Here is an 18,868-nt window from a genome sequence, read left to right as displayed (position 1 = left end):
AGTCATGGTTATAGAAAACAGAGAAACACTACAGAAATCAAGAGAAGCGTTCCTTGAGCAGATCGAACATCAGACGAAAAAAATCTACGTCTGCGGCGGAACAGGCTGCGTAGCCGGCGGCTCAATGGAAATCTATGAAAGATTGAAAGAACTCATCCAAGATAAAGGCCTGAAATGTCAGGTAGAGCTGGAGAAGGAAGAGGAAGGAAACCATATTGGCCTGAAAAAAAGCGGATGCCATGGATTCTGTGAAATGGGACCGCTGCTTCGAATCGAACCGGCAAAGCTTCTTTATTTAAAGGTCTCCCTGGATGATTGCGAAGAAATTGTTGAAAAATCCGTTGTTGGAGACGAGGTAATCGAGCGCCTCATTTACAGCAGAGACGGCATTACATATCCGGTGCAGGAAGAAATTCCTTTTTACAAAAATCAGAAAAGAATCGTATTGGAAGACTGCGGACAGATCGACGCGGAATCCATCGAAGAATATATTGCCTACGGCGGCTATAGTTCCCTTGAAAAATGCCTTTTCGACATTACCCAGGACGATATTATCAAGACCATCTATGATTCCAATCTTCGGGGCAGAGGAGGCGGCGGCTTCCCGGCCGGAAGAAAATGGTCCCAGGTAAAAGCACAAAAAGATCCTGTCAAATACGTTGTCTGCAACGGTGACGAGGGAGACCCAGGCGCCTTTATGGATAGAAGCATCATGGAAGGGGACCCTCACAAAATGCTGGAAGGCATGATGATCGCAGGTTACGCTTCCGGAGCAAAAGAAGGATACATCTATGTCAGAGCCGAATATCCGCTGGCTGTTCAGAGATTGGAAAAGGCCATTGCTGATTGCAAGCGGTACGGAATCCTGGGCAAAAACATATTGGGAACGGACTTCGAATTTGACGTTCACATCGTAAAGGGTGCAGGAGCTTTTGTCTGTGGAGAAGGAAGCGCACTGACGACTTCCATTGAAGGCGACCGGGGTATGCCGCGAGTAAAGCCGCCGAGAACCGTTGAACACGGCCTCTACGGAAAGCCGACACTCCTGAACAATGTTGAGACCTTTGCCAATGTTCCCATTATTCTGGAAAAAGGCGCTGATTGGTATAAGACCATCGGCCCTGTGAAGAGCCCGGGAACCAAGGCTTTCGCATTGACCGGAAATATTGTAAACACAGGTCTTATCGAAGTACCGATGGGAACGACGTTAAGGCACATCATCTTTGATGTAGGCGGCGGCGTAAGAGGCGGCAAGAAATTTAAAGCTGTTCAGATCGGAGGACCTTCCGGCGCATGTCTGACCGAAGAACACCTGGATCTGCCCCTTGACTTCGACAGTCTGAAAAAAGCGGGAGCTATGATCGGATCCGGCGGACTGGTTGTTATGGATGAAGATACCTGTATGGTGGAAGTCGCCAGATTCTTTATGAACTTTACCCAGAACGAATCCTGCGGTAAGTGCGTTCCCTGCAGAGAAGGAACCAGAAGAATGCTGGAAATCCTGGAGCGGATCGTTGCTGGAAAAGGCGAGCTGTCCGATATCGATATGCTGGAAGAACTGGCCGATACCATCACTTCCACAGCCCTGTGCGGCCTGGGAAAAACAGCAGCCAACCCAGTTGTTTCCACATTAAAATACTTTAGAGATGAATACGTTGAGCATATTGTAGATAAGCACTGCAGAACCAAGAACTGCCAGGCGCTGAAAAAAATCTACATTGAAAAATATCATTGTAAGGGATGCAGCCTTTGCGCGAGAGTCTGCCCGGTGGATGCGATCTCCGGAAAGCTCAAAGAGCCGTTTGAAATCGATCAGAGCAAGTGCATCAAGTGCGGTGCCTGCATGAGTTCCTGCAAATTTAAGGCGATCAAGGAGGATTAATCAAAATGAATACGATGAATAATAAGAAGTTTATGATAATCGATGGTCTTCCGGTAGCCATTGAGGGAGAGAAAAATATCTTAGACGTAATCAGAAAAGCAGGAATTGACCTGCCGACTCTGTGTTACTATTCAGCTTTATCCACATACGGAGCTTGCAGAATGTGCGTTGTGGAGGGGAAAAATGGCGATATCATGGCTTCCTGCTCCACACCGCCCCGCTCCGGAATGGAGATCAAGACCAATACACCAAGACTTCAGAAATACAGAAAAATGATCCTGGAACTGATGCTGTCCGACCACTGCAGAGAGTGTACCACTTGCGAAAAGAACTTTGACTGCAAGCTGCAGGAACTGGCTCAGCGTTTCGGTCTGAAAGACGTCCGCTTCGATCAGTACAGCATCGACGATACGCGGGACGATTCTTCTCCGGCGATTATGAGAAACCCCAACAAGTGCATCATCTGCGGCGACTGTGTACGCATGTGTTCGGAAATCCAGAACGTGGGAGCCATTGATTTTGCTTACAGAGGATCGAAAATGGAAGTTACCACTGCGTTCAACATGCCGATTTCAGAGACCAATTGCGTAAACTGCGGTCAGTGCGCGGCTATTTGTCCGACTGGCGCCATCACCATTAAAAACGATCTTCAGCCCCTGTGGGATGACCTGCATGACAAGGATACCATTGTGGTGGCACAGATCGCACCGGCTGTAAGGGTGGCTCTGGGCGACGAATTCGGTATCCCCAGAGGAACCAACGTAATGGGCAAAATTGTAAGCGCTCTGAGAAGAATGGGATTTGATGAAGTCTATGATACAGCTACCGGCGCTGACCTGACGGTTATTGAAGAGGCCAACGAGCTGGTGGGCAGACTGGAAAAGGGCGAAAAACTGCCTCTATTCACATCCTGCTGTCCGGCATGGTTCCGCTATGCGGAGATCAATCATCCGGAACTGATGGACAACATTTCCAGCTGCAAATCTCCGATGGAGATGTTTGGTTCGGTTCTCAAAGAGAGAGCCAAGCTCAATGAAAAGGGCAAAAAACCCAAGAAAACCAAGGTCGTAGCAATCATGCCTTGTACGGCTAAAAAATACGAAATTCACAGAGAAGAATTCCAATATGACGGTGAACCGACCATTGCCCATTCCATTACCACGATGGAACTGGCCAATATGATTCGGGAAGCGGGCCTGCGCTTTGAAGATATCCTGCCGGAAGCAGTTGACATGCCTTTTGGCATTGCCAGCGGAGCGGGCGTGATCTTCGGCGTGACCGGCGGTGTAACCGAGGCGGTTATCCGTTACGTCATGGGCGATGCGGCCAGAGAACATTTGGCGGATATTTCCTTTACCGGTGTGAGAGGATTTGAAGGACTCAAGGAAGTAAAGGTTCCTTATAAGGATCGTGAACTTAACATTGCGATAGTCAGCGGTCTGAAGAATGCGGAAAACCTGATCCAGGCTATCCAGGCCGGTGAAGTGGAATATGACTTTGTAGAAGTCATGGCCTGTGAAGGCGGATGTATCGCCGGCGCCGGACAGCCCTTCGTAATCGGCAGAGCTAAGCCGGAGCGTTCCGAAGGAATGTACCAGGCAGACAGAATGTCCAATGTCAAACTGTCTGCGGAGAACCCGGTAACCGACGGACTTTATGCAAGCCTGCTTGTGGGTGATAAGGCACACCACCTTTTACATTATAAATAAAACAGAAAAAACAGTGAGGGGAAAAACGGTCCGATTGAGGGCCGTTTTTTCTGTTTTCAAAAGGGTATTTAGTTGGCAGACTTCCATTTTTTCATCAGCTTCTCCATTGCAGCCGGGATATCGGCCAGTGGAATTTGATTGTAATAGAGGATCAGCGACGTGGAGTTCTCTTCCGATTCACCGGTGTAGGCCGAGGTTGGAATAGCGGCAATGCCCAGGGCTTTTGCATCGGTGCAAAGCTCCTGAGCGCTTTTCGAACTCTTTACGCGAACGATGATGTTGATACCGGACGAGGTATTAGTTGGCTTGGTGAAATTGGTGTTCAAACAGCGTACGACTGCCTGCAGCTTTTGTGCGTACAGGTTGCGTAATTTTTTGATATTGGTTTGATAGAATCCCCGCTCCATGAACAGAGCTAAAGTCAGCTGTTCCATCTTGGAGCAGGTCTGTGTATAATCGCCGCGGATCGTCTGAAAGATTTCCGCCATAGCAGGGGGCAAAACCATATAACTGATCTTGATGGAGGAAAAGAGGGTGGTGGAGAACGATCCCAGATAGACCACCCTTTCCTTGGTATCCAGTCCCTGGAGGGCTGGAATGGGTTTGCCGAAATAGCGCAGCTCACTGTCGTAATCATCTTCCATAATGATGCTGTCGTTTTTGATGGCCCATTCCAGGAGCTCGTAGCGCTTGCCGATGGGCATGACGGCGCCGGTGGGCACCTGATTGGAAGGGCTCACATAGACAGCGGAGCGGATATTGGAAGGGAGCCGGTCGATGGTAATCCCTTCTTTTCCAACCTTAACCGGTGTGATGGAAAACCCGCGGTCGCGGAAAATGTTGTTGACCGGCATGTAGCCTGGATCCTCCACGGCAACGTGGTCGATGGCCATTTTTTTCAGGATATTGGCAAGATGATTGGTAATCTGCTGTGTTCCTGCGCCGATGACAATCTGAGCAGGATCGCAGATCACACCACGGAACTGGTAGAGATATTTGGAAATTTCATAGCGCAGAGCCATTTCTCCCTGAGGATCGCTTTCAAAAAATAGAAGCGGGGAATATTCGGTAATGACTTTATTGGCGCATTTTTTCCATTTATTGAAGTCAAAGCATTCCAGGTCATAATAGAACTCCGGTTCCTGAGTTTCCATGGTCCGATCCAGAGGTGAGATGCTCCGCTTCTTGAAGACGGATACAGCTTCCGTGGGCAGCACGTTGCCCGCATAATATCCCGATTGGGGTTTGCTGTATATGTAGCCTTCCACCATCAGCTGACTGTAGGCCAATTCCACTGTGGTCATGCTCAGTCCCAGGGTTTTTGACAGACTACGCAAAGAAGGCAGCTTTTCACTGCTGTGAATTTCGCCTGAGAGGATTGCTTCTTTTATGTAATCATAGAGCTGGAGGTAATAGGCTCTTTTGGAATGTTCGTCAATGTTGGGAATGATAGCTTTCATAACGTTCCTTTCTGTACCTATAAAAATATTTATTTTTGTATATTCCTTTATATACACTTACCCTGTATTATAGTGTATAGCGAAAAATTAGTAAAGAGAGGAAGTACAAATGAAAAATGCAGGACAGACAACGAAACTCGTTATGACTGCGCTGATGATCGGTATTATAATTGTTTCTATCATGTTTATTAAGTTCCCGATTCCAGGAACGCAGGGCTATGTCCATCTAGGAGACGCTATGATTTTCCTTGCTGTATTGGTATTGGGCTGGAAATACGGCGCTGCGGCTGCGGCCATTGGCGGTGCCCTGGGCGATATTATGGGCGGCGCTGCTGTCTGGGCGCCATGGACATTTGCTATCAAGGGAATTATGGCTATCATCATGGGATTGTTCATCGCGGCCACATTGAAGAAAAAGCCGCTGGCCATTGCAGGGGTACCGGTCATGGAACTGATCGGCATGATTCTGGCGGGTATTTTTATGGTGATCGGGTACTACGTGGCCGAAGGGGTGATCATTGGAAACTGGGTGACACCGGTTCTGGGCGTACCTTGGAACATCGGACAGTTCATAGTCGGTATGGTCATTGCAGGTGTTCTGGCGGCAGCCCTGTATAAGACGCCGGCACGGAAGTACTTTGCCTATGTCTTGGATAATAAGCAGCTTTCGTAAGCCTGCTCAATAAAAAACGGGGCGTCCGCATGAAAAGTGCATTCTTTCATGCGGGCGCCCCGTGTCATTTAACGTTGCTGCAACGTTGTCACCTATGACCGTATTGCGTCATTCCCCAAAAAGATCAGCTCTTTAAAGGAAGCAGTTCATTGACCAGCAGATAGTCAGCGGCCATGATTTCTTCCTTAAACAGCTTAAACGCGCCGCGGCTGGCAAAGAAGCTGCTTGCACCTTTTTCCGCCAAACGCTCGGCGATATACAGCATGAGCGTCACTTCACTCAGCTTGCGTCGGGCATCCTCCGGTGATCGGATATCCCGAATATCCGGTTTGGGAGCCTGAGAAAGAGCCTGCAGCATATGGCTGTGGAGCTGTGTTTTTTTGTAAATAAGCGTGGGATCCAGCTTGAGAATTTTTGCCGCTGCCTCAGCGCCCGACCGTTGGTGAGGTGTTAATTCACCTTTAGAAAACGTAAACTTTTTTCCTTCAAAGACACCAAAGGCTTTCATGGTATCCAGATAACCCAGGCGAATGATGCGCCGGGCATTATCGGTATTGAAGATGAGGAAGTTTCCCAAATCCCAGTGGCTTTTGATCATCACCAGCTTTGATGCGGTTTCCTCGGCCAGTTCAACGGTATCTCGGCGGACAAAACCCGCCGCTTCTAAATAAACAGCGATGATATTGTCCGCCCCCTTCTTCAGCGCCAACTCTACTGGCATTACATCCACATAGCCTCCGTCGATATAGCGGACGCCGTCGATTTCTCTGGCCTGCACTGCCGGAAAGCAAGATGCGCTGGCCAAAATATAGTCCTGCAGTTTTCCCTGCGGAATGTCTTCAGCAAACAGATAATGAGGCTTGAGTGAGGGGAATTCTACGGTCACAACGCCCAGCTTTATTTGTGAACGGCGAATGGTTTCCTCGCTTACATACTTTTCAACAATCTTTTCCAGACCAGATGTACCCGCGCCTCCCTTCGTAATGATTTCCTTGGCGTAGGCGATTGCTTCACCGGCCGTCATACCGGCAATCTCAAAATCAAATCGGCCAGTCTCCTTGCCGCCGTCGCTTTCCAGGTCAAAGACCATGTGAGTCTCCAGCTCCTTCCAAAGATTCACCGCCAGTTCAAAGTCATCCTGAGCAACCATAGCACCGTTCAGTGCACCGACCGATGTCCCCGTAACAATGTGGATGGGCACGCCGAGCTCACGAAGCGCCTGCCATACACCAATTTCGTAGCCGCCGCGGGAGCCGCCGCCGCTGAGTACCAAAGCATTTTTTTCCATAAAATCCCTTTCTAAATGAACATCCCCTAAAAATAGTCCTTAATAGAATATTAGCAATGAAGCAAAAAAAATACAAGGAATAAATAGGTAAGAGCATAATGATATAGGAGTTGAACATATGTTTGCGATATGGTAAAATAAGAACACAAGTTCAAAAGGAAGGGAGAAGCAGTTATGGATCTGATGTTTGATAAATTGAAAATACTGGCGGACAGCGCCAAGTATGACGTGTCCTGTTCCAGCAGCGGCGTGGGCCGCAAGAACAACGGAACGATTGGCAGCGGAGCTGCGGAAGGGATTTGCCACTCTTGGTCAGCGGACGGCAGATGCATTTCATTGTTAAAGGTTTTGTTTACCAATAAATGCGTTTACGATTGCGAATACTGCGTCAACCGCCGCAGCGCCGATACTGGAAGAGCTTCCTTCGAACCGGAGGAACTGGCGCGGCTGACCATTGAATTCTATCGACGAAATTATATCGAAGGCCTCTTCCTCAGTTCTGCAGTGGAGCGCTGCCCGGACTATACAGCAGAGAGAATTTTGCAATGCCTGCGGCTCTTACGTAGAGAATTCGGATTTGCCGGCTATATCCATGCCAAGATTATCCCCGGCGTATCTCAAGAACTGATTCATGCCATTGGCCTGGAGGCCGACCGGCTCAGCGTCAACATTGAGATGCCTACGAGCAAGAGTCTGGAACTGTTTGCTCCTCAAAAAAAACCAAAACAAATTTTTAGCCCCATGCGACAGATAACTAATACGCTTATTGAGAGAAAGGCGCTTAAAGGACCTGGCACCATGTTCAAAGGGCAGGAACTGAATTCACATTTAAACTATTTGAGCCCCGGCCAGAGCAGCCTCTCCCTCGATCCGCAGCAGATCCGGGAAAACCAGAACCAGCAAGATCAAAATATTCTGGCCGCGGCGGCGGTGCTGCCGGCTCGATTAGGAAGAAAAAAGGAGGTCTTTGCTCCCGCCGGACAAACCACGCAAATGATTATCGGAGCAGGTCAGGAAACCGATAAACAAATCCTGACTACCACCGAGAATCTCTATCATACCTTTAAGATGAAGCGGGTATATTACAGCGCCTACATTCCGGCTGTTCCTTCTCCTATTCTGCCTGACGTGCTGACGGCTCCGCCTCTGGGGAGGGAACATCGGCTGTATCAAGCGGACTGGCTGCTGCGGTTCTATGGATACAGCGCCGGTGAGCTTCTCGATGACGAACACCCCAATTTGGATCCTGACCTGGACCCGAAAGTTACCTGGGCGCTCCGCCATCTGGATCAATTTCCGGTGGAAATTAATAAGGCTCCCATGGATTTACTGCTACGCATACCGGGGGTGGGGGTGCAATCGGCTCAGAGAATTCTCCGCCAGCGAAGAATTTCTGCTGTGAAGTACGATGATCTGAAAAAAATAGGCGTTGTCTTAAAGCGGGCAAAACATTTTTTGACCTGTTCGGGGAAATATTACGGTGAGAAAACCTTTATGCCCCATGTCATAAAAAATCAAATATTGCAAATAAACGATGGGGTTCAAATGTCAATGTTTGGCGACAATTCTCAATCCTTGCTGACACAAGGGGATCAGAGAGGAACGGTGTTGATCCATGGTTGATTATCTGTACGACGGAACCTTTGAGGGACTTCTGACTTGTATTTATCATCATTATTATACGGAAAAGGCCAGCGGTATCTTCCGAAAAGAAGAATACCAGTCCACAATGCTTGGCGGATACCAGGAGGTGGAAACAGAGGAGGAGAAGACGATTACCGTTTATGAAGCCATTGAAAAAAAGATTTCCTCTGAGGATTTGAAGCGGGTCTATAAGGTGTTCATGTCCAGCGTGGCAAACAAGGAGACGAAAATTCTCAACTATGTGCGGCTGGGCTTTGTCAAAGGTTCCTGCGTCAGCATGCTCCACGGCGATCCCATCGTCTATGAAGTCCAGCAGGCGGAACGGAAGGTCAACGGCGAGGTGCACCGACTGAAGGGACTGATTCGTTTTTCCGAGCTGGGAAACAAGGTCTTGTACAGCCCCATTGAACCGGACCATGATCTGATCGAGTTTTTGGCGGACCATTTCTGCGACCGCTTCAAAAATGAACCCTTCATTATCCATGATGTGAAACGGAGCAAAGCCCTGATTGCTTATCAGGGAAGCTGGTATATCAGCCGCTTTACCAAAGACGAGCTTTCTCCCCTGTCGGAAGAGGAGAAAGAATACCGGCGCCTTTGGAAATCCTATTTTGAGAATATGGCGATCCGGGAAAGGATTAACCCCCGCTGCCAGAAAAATCTCATGCCGGTGCGATATTGGAAACATTTGACCGAATTCCAGCTTTAGTACATCGTCCGGCCCTTTGCCTGTGGTCTAGTATAATGTCCGTTTAGTGTTTGAATAAATACGCCAAATCACTTGACAGATGATCAATTGCACTAGGCTAGTCCACTTTTACACCTTCCAGTTCCAGCAGATATTTTTTGATGTGAGTACCTCCCGCATAACCGGTCAGGCTGCCATCAGATCCGATGACTCGATGGCAGGGAATAATAATCATGATCGGATTGCGGTTGTTGGCAAGTCCCACTGCCCGAAACCCCTTGGGGCATCCGATGGCTTCAGCGATGTCCTTGTATGTACGGGTCTGGCCATAGGGGATTTCCTGCAAAGCGGCCCAGTCTTTTTTTTGAAATTCTGTACCATTGGGCTTCAAGGGTAGATCGAAGTCCGTCCTCTGGCCGGAAAAGTATTCGTCCAACTGACTTCTGACCCTGCGTGTAAGCGGTGTTTCTTCCCTAGAATATTCTCCGGTTACCGGCGGTTCGTCACAATCCAAAGCTAGGTCGGTTAGCGCGCTGTCCTCGGTGACAATGCGGAGGATGCCTACTGGAGAATCGTAGAGTGTGATATGCTTCATAATCGGTTCCTTTCTCCCTGCCTTCTCAGCGATCTGAGATGCAGAATCTTTTTCATTTATTTTACCCTGCCAGGCGGCAGCTTGCAAGATACCTTGTACAATCAGAACTGCAAGTATATTTAGAACGAAAAGGCCGGATTCATTTTTGACACTCACACTTCGCACCCTGCTTTCTTTACCCGTCAGAATAGAAAGCCCGACCGTTTGTTGATGACCTGAATTGTACGTTTTGTGTTCCGATTATTACATGATGGACAACCAGGCTAAAAAAATGATAAAATAATATACAGGAAAGACGCAAATGTGACTGTATGTGGAATTTTATAAAATGAGGAAGACACTATGTGGAAAATACTGATTTGTGATGACGACGCTGTCTTTCTGGAATTACTCAAAAAGAGCGTCATAAAAGCCGCAGGGGATCGGATAAGGGAAATCAGGACGTTTGTTGAAAAGGAACAGATTGAATTCTATGCTGCCGAGCACCCTAACGAGGCGTATATCGTATTTCTTGATGTGGAGCTGGGGGAGAACAATGGAGTAGACAGCGCTAAACGGATTTTGAACATTCAGCCTAACTCGCAGATTATTTTTGTCTCTGCACATGATAAATATTACTTGGATGTATATGAAGTGGATCATATTTTCTTTTTGAAGAAGCCTTTGGAAGCCGAACAGCTGCGCAAGGCGCTGAAGCGGGCTGCGGACAAGCTGGAAGGCGTAAAAGGGGATGGATTTGTTGTAGTCAATAAAAAAGGCGCTCAAAAGCTCAGCTTCAATGAAATTCTATTCTTTGAAAAAGAGAAGCGTAAAATCCATGTTCATACAACAAAGGACGTAATTACGTTTTACGGAAAATTTGACGATATAGAACCGCAGCTGGATGATCGATTTATCCGGTGTCATAACAGTTATATCGTCAATATCAGCAAGGTAAAGAAAATGGGAAATCGAAAATTCTACTTTGACACTGAAAAGGTGGCTCCAATCAGTAAAAGCTATTACTCGGATGTTCGGGATATCTTTCTCGATTACTTGGAGCGGAATTTTTGACCATGCGGCCAAAGCCTTGACAACGGCGGATAAAACTGATAATGTAATCGCAAGAACTGTTCCAGGTGCGGACAGAGGTGTGAAAGTTATGCAGGGCTGGGGGGAAATATCTTCCCGGCCTTTTTTGTAAGGAGGGGGATTTATGTATTGTGAAAATTGTGGTGCGAGAATCGATGATGACTCAAAATTCTGTGAGAATTGCGGTGTGCTGGTGAAATCGGAGGCAGAGCCGTCTATAGAGCCCAAAGCTTCTGAGCCGGAAACAGATCCGGTCGAGCAGGAAGAAAAGGGAATCACAGATTTGGACCAGCTGATGGAGGTGGATATGGGATTGCCGCTGAAAGAGGAAATGGAGACGACACAGATCTTTACAAAGGAAAGCTTTTTCAGTGAAATGGAGCAGGAAAAAGCGGCCCAGGAGATCCAGGAGGAAACTGTGGAAGAAATGGAAGAGACAGCGGAGGAAACCGGAACTCAACCCTTCTTTTCTGCCCCAATCCAAACACAGAAAGCGGAGCCAGAAAAGGAAGATGCGATACGAGCAAGCGCCGAGCCTGAGGAGGAGCAAGAGCTCGAACTTACTCCTACTGAACCGAAAGCTTCGGAACCAGAAGAAACGCTGCCGATTGAGGAGCCTGAAGAAAGCCAGCAAGAACGCTTTATCTGGAAAAAAGAGGAGGATCCGGAAGCAGTGCCGATCGAGGCGGAAGCTCCAGAAGGCGATTCGCAGCCGGAAGAACTTGCAGGAGATGAACCAGAGGCAAGCAACCTGCCTCCTGAAGACGAGGAAGGGGACAGGCCGCTGTTTTGTATGGCCTGCGGCAAAAGACTGCCCAAGGGCGCAGCTTTTTGCGATATTTGCGGAACACCCACAGGAGAAGTTGCGCCGGTGGAATTACATAAGAGAAGGCCGGATCAGGGACTGCTGATAGCACTGGCGAAGGGATTCTTTGTACGTCCTGCCGCTGCCATTGAAAAAGCTGCCTCGGAAAATGGATTTTTGCCGGGGATTGTGTTCCTTTTAATCAAAGATGTGATAGTAGCCGTTCTGTCGGCAGTCTTTATGGGCAAGCTGTCTGCATCGCTGGGCGTTTTCGGCTCCTGGCTGATCCAGGGAGACCCCTTTGGATTTGGCGCCAAGGCGTTCCTTCTTAGCGTTGTTTTGGATGCGCTGTGGATTGGACTTTTGTTCGGCGCGGGTAAGCTGTTTAAAGGCAAGGGAACTATTCGGGAATTGACCGGGGCCTGCGGGACTGCCAGTCTTTTGGCGGCGGTTCTGCTGATCGTTACGACCATATTGACCGCTTTGGTACCTGTCGCAGCCCTTTGTGCGGCGCTGATTACCTTAGCGGCGACAATCGCGGTTATGACAAAAGCTACAGCCCAGGCAATGCAGATGGAAGACGATCTTTCCATATATGCAGTACCGCTGGCATTTGCCTGCTTTAGCATCATTGTCTTTGTTGTATTGCGCCTGCTCGCATAGGGGAGGACGATAACAGGAGTGGTACCATGTATTGCAAGAATTGCGGAAATAAAATAAGCGAGGGCGCTAAGTTCTGCAAGAGCTGCGGCGCTCCGGCCGTTGAACCGTCGGAAAAACGGGAAACGGAACAGGCCAGAAGAGAAAGCATTCGCAGGGAAAAGGCAAAAAAAAAGAGGAAAATTCTGCTGGCGTGCCTCCTTCTTTTGGCTGTCTGCGCCTGCGTCGTTTTTGCATATGTAAAACCCAATTGGATTGACAGGAAAACGGCCAAACCGGAGGATGGCAAACCGGCGGCGGCCGCCCTGGCAAAAGGCGAGACGGGAAATTCTTTTGCTAACTTAGCCAACGGCGGAGAATTGGTTGAGAGCGGATCTTGGATTTACTATTCCAACGGGCAAGGCATTTATAAAACTGCCGATATGTCTGAGGAAGGGACACAACTGTGCAGGGCCACGGTTCCCGGCAACCTGAACGCAGCGGGAGAGTGGATTTATTACACAGCAGCAAAGGGAACAGAGCATTACAATGTGATCTACCGGGTGAGAATGAACGGCAGCGAGAGCGAGATGCTTTCTGAGGAGCCATGTACCATGCTGACGGCGGCGGGAGACAAACTATATTATCAAATAGTTGATCAAAATTCCGAAGGCTATGAAGGAAAACTGTTTTCCATGAATATGGATGGGAGCGGCGTTAAACAAGTGTTGGAGGATCAGATCCGTTTTTTAGGTATTGAGAAGGATTGGATTTATTATACGACCTATCAAGGGGAACAGAATACACTTTATCGAGTGAAAACCGATGGAACCGAAGAGGAAAGGCTGATATCCGAGTTTCGGTCCTGTTCTGTTCCCGTTGTGAAGGATGGTTGGCTTTATTATGGCAGAGCGGCTGAGGATGGTTCCTGGAAGTTATGCAGGCAGAAGCTGTCTGCTGACGGCAAGCGGGAGGACATCGTCCAGGCAGCGGCCAGCAGTTCTTATTGGGAGATTGCCCTCAATGTTTGCGATGGTTGGGTTTACTACGTAGATTTGGGAAATACGAAAGATACAGAAGAGCCCCAAGAACGTGTTTGTCGGGTAAAAGTCGACGGCAGCGAGCCAGAGCTTATGTCGGACGGCGGGTGGAGCTGTCGTATTTTTACAGCGGATCAGGATGTTATGTGCTGTTTCTCCAAGAATAGCGCCGATGAATTGGAAAATTGGCAGTTAGAATGGGAAGTCATGGAATAGAAACGAGCGGGCGGTCTTTATCTTTATGATGAGGCAGTCCGCTCTTTCGACAGTTATCCCAGCACCAGCGACACAGAGGTTTGGAACGTATCACCCTGATCTGTCATTTTCATAGTACCGTCATATTTTTTTACAATACTGCTTAGGATATGAAGTCCTAAGCCATGGTAATCTTTATTCAGTTTGGTCGTTTGCATATTCGTTTCAATAGGGCGGGCCGTAGATACTTTTGTATTTTTGACACGTATTAATAAAATTCCGCTTCGAAAATCACAGTGCAGCGTTACAAAGGGATGAGGGTCTGACGCAGCATGAGCGGCCTCGATGGCATTATCCAATAGATTGCCGATCAATGATGTTAATTCGATCTCCGTCATTTTATTCTCTGGGATCTGAAAGCGGGAAACCTCAAACCTGATATTCAGATTTTGGCATACCGCTGTCTTGCTGAACAACAGCGCATCTGCTACCGGATTTCCCGACTGGACCATAGAAAGCAGCGCATTGCAGCTGTCCAGGCAAGCTTGCTCCATGTGGAGTTGCTGGGAGAGATCACGGACCGCATCGCTTTCGAATACTTGTGCCGCTTTACGGACCTCACTGGACATTTCGCGGACTTCTTCAGAAAATGAGCGCAGGCCTTCCATATACTGGTCCTGCGCAGTCCATTGTTTTAGCATCGTCTGATTCTCTTCAACGATTTTTTTATGAGAACGGTAAACAAGCACAAAGACAATCGTCAGCACAGCCAGCAAGATCATCATTAGGAGGACAGCGTCAGTATAAATAGCCATTTATGCTCCCCTTTCTTCCAGCATGCCTTGCCATTTTTTCGCAGAAGCATGGATTGAATCAGCTGATAAAGAGGATCTCGGCGAAGCTTTAATTGCCAGAACCGCGGGGGCTGGTGCCATGGAGCTTTGAAAATGAGCGGACAGGAGGGATCCTCGCTTAGGCTGATCTCACACGCTTCCCATGTGCAGCCGTAGCGATCAGTAAAGGCCTTCAGATAATAATAGAGGATGTAGCATTCCCGGTCACTCAGCCCTTGGATTTGAAGTTCTTTCCAGCGAAAAGCTTCCTCCGCTTTCCGTTCAATTTGATCACAATGGGACAGAAAGGATTGGCAGTAATGATCAGCATAAGGACTCTTTATAAGATCTAAGTGTTCGAGAACATTCAAATGATTAATCAGGTCGTGGCGCAGGCCCCGCATCTGGAATTGGAGGGTAACAATCGATTTATAATACGCATGCTGCAAATCCATTTCCACTTGCAACATACGCCTGTTTTTGCGGATATGGATCCGGTCATACAGAAAAAAGACTAGAATCGCCGTCAAAAGCCATATGCACAGACCAATACAGAAAAAAACCGCCAGGTTCACGTTTGCCGCCGCACCGCCGATCATATATGAATTGAGTTCTTTAGAAAGGCCAGAAACGAGGGCGATTACCGAGTCAGCCAGATAAATACCGCCATAAATCACCGAGGGAATCTGTTCCAGCTTCGTCCATAGTCTGCGCCTCGCCAGACTTGCCAGGAAAAGCGCGATGCCTGAAGCAGCCGCGGTAATCAGCAGGGGAGCCGCGTCTTTGGGAGACTGGGCATCCATGATGGAAGGTCCCAGCATATAATATTTCCGCAGCAGGTGGAAAAGAGTCATAAACGGCAGTGCTGCCACGGAAAAAATAAGAAACAATCCGCAGTTTCGAGCAGCGGATCCCTTGACATATCGATGAAAAAAGAAAATCGGAAAGCCATAATAAAAGAGAATGTCCAATATGATATACATAGGATGATGCATGACAAAATCCGGATCGCTTTCATGAAAAGAAGCTATGACTGAGGTCACATTGGTCAGGGCAGAAAACAGGCCAAACACGATCAGAGCATTGCGCCGCTTCCGCTTGAACGTAAAGAGGATCAGCAGCAGTGCTGCTGAAAAAGCAAGATTTACGATGCACTCCAGCGACACGTAGATCATATTCCACATGGCTAAAAAACTCCTTTCCCTTTTCTTCTATTATCGCATGGTCTGTTTAAAACCACCAGTGGAATTTGTGCAAAAATAATAGGAATCCGTACGATTTTGCTGACGCTTGTGGTATAATTGCATAAAAGATCGCCGCGGGGCGATTGGACAAGATGGAGGAAAAAGGAGCAGGTATGAAAAAAGTAGTTTCAGTGGTATTGGCCCTGGTCGTGATTGTGGCGATGACGGCCTGCGGCAGCAAAGAGGATGTGAACAAAGCCGAAGGGAATAAAGACGGCCAAGTGGCGTACAAGTACTATGAGATGATGGACGGCGATAACCCCCAATATTACTTTGAAGCCAACATGGAGGATCAATTCCTGGACGAAGAGGCATCACCGGACGAGGAAGTTCCAGAACCGACCAAGGGCATCATGGCCGAAGCCCGGGACGGCAAGGATAAGTTTGTCCTCCTGGAAGGCGAAACGGAATTTGTGAGCCGCCAGATCGAAACCGGAAAAGATTCTTTCGAGGTTCGGGATTCTGAGAAGAAATACACCAAAACGGAAGCCGAGCCGGAAGAGGACATGAAAATGGTCTATGTCAAAACCGATAAACTGGAGATGGACGGAACAACCTATCAGTATGATGAATACCAGTCAAGTTATGAATTGCCGTCAGACCTTGATGAGGAAGTTATGGACACCTATCTCTATATAAAGAGGTTTCTTGTGGACGATCAGGGTGAACTGAAGGCGCTGATCTACCGCCAGGAGATGCAGGGTAAGGATGGAAAGGAAAATCAGCCGATCTATCAGAGAATAGAACGGATAACGAAATTGGAGTCCAAGGCGCCCAAGGATCTCTTTGAAATTCCCAAGGATTACAAAGAGGTTGAGGAACTGGACGATGAAGCCGCGTATGATGATGAAGAGTTGTTGGAGGAGGAGTAATTATGGATGCGAGAGTTAAGGATATCGTTGAAAGGAGTCAACATATCGTTTTCTTCGGCGGGGCGGGAGTATCTACGGAAAGCAATATCCCTGATTTTCGATCGGAGAGCGGCCTCTACAGCGCCGTTTCTCAATATGGACAGTCGCCTGAAACCATGCTTTCCCATACATTTTTTCGGAATAGCATGGAAACTTTTTTCGATTATTACAAAAATAATCTGATTTATCGCGATGCCAAGCCCAATAAAGCGCACATTGCTCTTTCCAGGTTGGAAGAAGAAGGGAAGCTGAACGCCGTTGTGACACAGAATATCGACGGACTTCATCAGATGGCCGGCAGCAAACAGGTCTATGAGCTTCACGGATCGGTCCTGCGCAACTATTGTGTGGATTGCGGAGCTTTTTATGATCTGGATTATATTATGGATGAAGCGCATTGTGACGGGCTTATACCAAAATGTGAAAAATGCGGCGGTGTTGTAAAGCCAGATGTGGTTCTATATGAGGAAGCGCTGGACGAGCAGGTTATATCGGGGGCTGTTGCAGCCATCCGCAGGGCGGATACGCTCATCGTTGGCGGTACATCCCTGGTGGTATACCCTGCCGCGGGCCTGATCAATTATTTCGGCGGCAAAAACCTGATTCTTATCAATAAATCAGAAACCCAGTATGACAGCAGAGCCAGTCTGGTGATCAACGATTCTATTGGAGCAGTGCTGGGAGACTGACGCGCCGCTTGGAATGCTGCGGGAAGCCATGGCAGAAGCGAGCACATAATAAAAACTGGAAAAAGTGTATAAGAGCGTATGAGCGGGTGCGACAGCCGTTGCCATACGCTCTTTTGTTTTGGCCTCCCACCGGATCCCTAACCAGATTCTCAGTACGACTAAATCAGGGGCATGTATCTCTTTGTCTCTATTTTTGAAGGGCTCACTATCAAAAAACTGCAGCGCAGCGGGGTAGCTGCTCACGGAATGGGGTGAAATGTGAAACGAATGGAAAAATAAAGATTGTTGTTGTGAGCTGCAGGCTGAGTGCGGACTGGAAGAGTGCTATATGAATGAGAACAGCCGCCAGAAACAAGGCTGGCAGTGCCAAGTGATCCCTAGCTGTCCGCCTCCTTAACCGGAATCAGGAAATAATACAACAAAAACATATATATATAAGTAGAAAAAAGTTTTAAAGCTGGGGGAACTATAGTATAATAAATTATTATTTACAAAAGGGAGGACGGTAGTCATGACGTTTGAGAGAGAAGGCGTGCTGTTTTGCTATCTCCTGGCTATTTTTTTGGGTATCGCTGGAATTACCATGGTCTTGCTTGCTGGAAAGAAGCGGGCTAGTGAGTTGAACCTGGCAATGAAGTTATTTCTAGCAGGTATGCTGATTATGAGCCTGTACGATATGATTTTGTACTATACCGATTATGTAATCGGGGATATCCGTGATATGCTGACGCTCCGAATCGGCAGTTGTATTATTGCTATCTTATTTTATCTCTGGCTGCACCTGGAACAGAAGATTGCTGCTACAGATGAATTTTCTGCATTGCAGAGGACTGCAAAAATTTACATTTTTTTCTATGCGATCCTATGGTTTTGTTCGACCATTGTATTCACCATTAACTATTTCTATGCACTGAGATGGATCCTACTAGTGACCGATATTATTCTACTGCTGATTATGCTCATCGGCAGTGTGGTATACATCAGTAAATGCATTTTGCTGCATCAGCCCAAGAGTACAATCTACTACATGGTTATTGTCACAGCCATGCTGATATGGAACTATGCATCTTATTTTTGGGGAGAAGCATCTGTATATTGGGGAAATAGCAGATTCATCAGGGAGCCGCTGGATTTAACGATTATCTTTTGGTTCGTAGTCAACATAGCCACAGTGGTATTCATTTATAAGGCTGATTTTAAGGATGCTTATGAAACCGCAAAAGATGACAGTGCTAAGGCTGAATTCGACCTCGATAAGAGGATGGATGAGGTGGCGGCGGCCTATGATTTGACTGGAAGGGAAAAGGATCTCAGCCGTCTGATCTACGAGGGAAAGAGCAACAGTGAGATTGCCAAGCTGCTTTATATCTCCGAGAGCACAGTAAAAACCCATGTCTATAATATTTTTCGCAAGATGGACGTTAAAAATCGAATGGGTGTGACCTGCATCATACGGGATGGAGATCAGAGGAATAAGGATGGAGAAACAAATTAACCGTGTA

At 47.7% G+C, this 18,868-nt stretch carries 16 protein-coding genes; 11 read left to right on the top strand and 5 right to left on the bottom strand.

Annotated features, from left to right (window positions below; genetic code table 11):
* Positions 1–4: 4 nt before the first annotated feature.
* Together nuoF and LG211_RS05935 are read left to right on the top strand one after the other, a co-directional pair.
* Complete coding sequence (gene nuoF / locus LG211_RS05940; RefSeq protein ID WP_148395998.1) at positions 5–1,882, top strand: NADH-quinone oxidoreductase subunit NuoF; 1,878 nt, start codon at positions 5–7, stop codon at positions 1,880–1,882.
* A gap of 5 nt (positions 1,883–1,887) precedes the next feature.
* Positions 1,888–3,591, top strand: a complete 1,704-nt coding sequence (locus LG211_RS05935; RefSeq protein WP_465250779.1) for a [FeFe] hydrogenase, group A — start codon at positions 1,888–1,890, stop codon at positions 3,589–3,591.
* A 68-nt stretch (positions 3,592–3,659) separates the two neighbouring features.
* On the opposite strand, the gene pdxR is transcribed toward LG211_RS05935, so the two are convergent.
* Complete coding sequence (pdxR, locus tag LG211_RS05930) at positions 3,660–5,051, bottom strand: MocR-like pyridoxine biosynthesis transcription factor PdxR (protein WP_148395999.1); 1,392 nt, start codon at positions 5,049–5,051, stop codon at positions 3,660–3,662.
* A gap of 109 nt (positions 5,052–5,160) precedes the next feature.
* On the opposite strand from pdxR, the gene LG211_RS05925 reads away from it, so the two are divergent.
* A complete protein-coding gene (locus LG211_RS05925; RefSeq protein ID WP_148396000.1) occupies positions 5,161–5,724 on the top strand; it encodes an ECF transporter S component in 564 nt (187 codons plus the stop codon).
* A gap of 124 nt (positions 5,725–5,848) precedes the next feature.
* On the opposite strand, the gene LG211_RS05920 is transcribed toward LG211_RS05925, so the two are convergent.
* A complete protein-coding gene (locus LG211_RS05920) occupies positions 5,849–7,012 on the bottom strand; it encodes a patatin-like phospholipase family protein (protein WP_148396001.1) in 1,164 nt (387 codons plus the stop codon).
* 174 nt (positions 7,013–7,186) lie between these two features.
* On the opposite strand from LG211_RS05920, the gene LG211_RS05915 reads away from it, so the two are divergent.
* Positions 7,187–8,635, top strand: a complete 1,449-nt coding sequence (locus tag LG211_RS05915) for a putative DNA modification/repair radical SAM protein (protein WP_253020486.1) — start codon at positions 7,187–7,189, stop codon at positions 8,633–8,635.
* Positions 8,628–9,365, top strand: coding sequence for a TIGR03915 family putative DNA repair protein (locus LG211_RS05910; protein WP_253020485.1), 738 nt, complete (start codon positions 8,628–8,630; stop codon positions 9,363–9,365). The genes LG211_RS05915 and LG211_RS05910 overlap by 8 nt, the downstream gene beginning before the upstream one ends.
* A gap of 97 nt (positions 9,366–9,462) precedes the next feature.
* Here LG211_RS05910 and LG211_RS05905 read toward each other — a convergent pair whose 3' ends face one another.
* The gene (locus LG211_RS05905) at positions 9,463–10,095 is read right to left on the bottom strand and encodes a methylated-DNA--[protein]-cysteine S-methyltransferase (protein ID WP_332108547.1); all 633 of its coding nucleotides are present in this window, start codon (positions 10,093–10,095) and stop codon (positions 9,463–9,465) included.
* Between the two features lie 186 nt (positions 10,096–10,281).
* On the opposite strand from LG211_RS05905, the gene LG211_RS05900 reads away from it, so the two are divergent.
* The 3 genes from LG211_RS05900 (at position 10,282) to LG211_RS05890 (ending at position 13,710) form a co-directional block, all read left to right on the top strand.
* Entirely contained in the window at positions 10,282–10,992 is a 711-nt protein-coding gene (locus LG211_RS05900) for a LytR/AlgR family response regulator transcription factor (protein ID WP_253020484.1), read from the top strand.
* A gap of 142 nt (positions 10,993–11,134) precedes the next feature.
* Positions 11,135–12,478, top strand: a complete 1,344-nt coding sequence (locus LG211_RS05895) for a zinc-ribbon domain-containing protein (RefSeq protein WP_269477156.1) — start codon at positions 11,135–11,137, stop codon at positions 12,476–12,478.
* A 26-nt stretch (positions 12,479–12,504) separates the two neighbouring features.
* Complete coding sequence (locus LG211_RS05890; protein WP_269477155.1) at positions 12,505–13,710, top strand: zinc ribbon domain-containing protein; 1,206 nt, start codon at positions 12,505–12,507, stop codon at positions 13,708–13,710.
* Positions 13,711–13,763: 53 nt separating this feature from the next.
* On the opposite strand, the gene LG211_RS05885 is transcribed toward LG211_RS05890, so the two are convergent.
* Both LG211_RS05885 and LG211_RS05880 read right to left on the bottom strand, forming a co-directional pair.
* Complete coding sequence (locus LG211_RS05885) at positions 13,764–14,504, bottom strand: ATP-binding protein (protein ID WP_148396007.1); 741 nt, start codon at positions 14,502–14,504, stop codon at positions 13,764–13,766.
* A complete protein-coding gene (locus tag LG211_RS05880) occupies positions 14,474–15,706 on the bottom strand; it encodes a hypothetical protein (protein WP_253020481.1) in 1,233 nt (410 codons plus the stop codon). Before LG211_RS05880 ends, LG211_RS05885 begins: the two co-directional genes overlap by 31 nt.
* Before the next feature lie 173 nt (positions 15,707–15,879).
* On the opposite strand from LG211_RS05880, the gene LG211_RS05875 reads away from it, so the two are divergent.
* The 3 genes from LG211_RS05875 (at position 15,880) to LG211_RS05865 (ending at position 18,861) form a co-directional block, all read left to right on the top strand.
* Positions 15,880–16,638 carry a hypothetical protein gene (locus tag LG211_RS05875; RefSeq protein WP_148396009.1) on the top strand — a complete coding sequence of 253 codons (759 nt, stop codon included), beginning with the start codon at positions 15,880–15,882 and terminating at the stop codon, positions 16,636–16,638.
* A gap of 2 nt (positions 16,639–16,640) precedes the next feature.
* Positions 16,641–17,366: an NAD-dependent protein deacylase gene (locus LG211_RS05870; protein ID WP_148396010.1), complete on the top strand. Its 726-nt coding sequence runs from the start codon at positions 16,641–16,643 to the stop codon at positions 17,364–17,366.
* A gap of 511 nt (positions 17,367–17,877) precedes the next feature.
* The gene (locus tag LG211_RS05865; RefSeq protein ID WP_253020479.1) at positions 17,878–18,861 is read left to right on the top strand and encodes a helix-turn-helix domain-containing protein; all 984 of its coding nucleotides are present in this window, start codon (positions 17,878–17,880) and stop codon (positions 18,859–18,861) included.
* The last annotated feature ends 7 nt before the right edge of the window (positions 18,862–18,868 follow it).

The sequence above is a fragment of the Hominibacterium faecale genome (genome assembly GCF_020734085.1).
In the GTDB taxonomy this organism is placed as follows: domain Bacteria; phylum Bacillota; class Clostridia; order Peptostreptococcales; family Anaerovoracaceae; genus Hominibacterium; species Hominibacterium faecale.
Note: the sequence above shows the minus strand (reverse complement) of the source record. Positions and strands in the feature narration are given on the sequence as shown.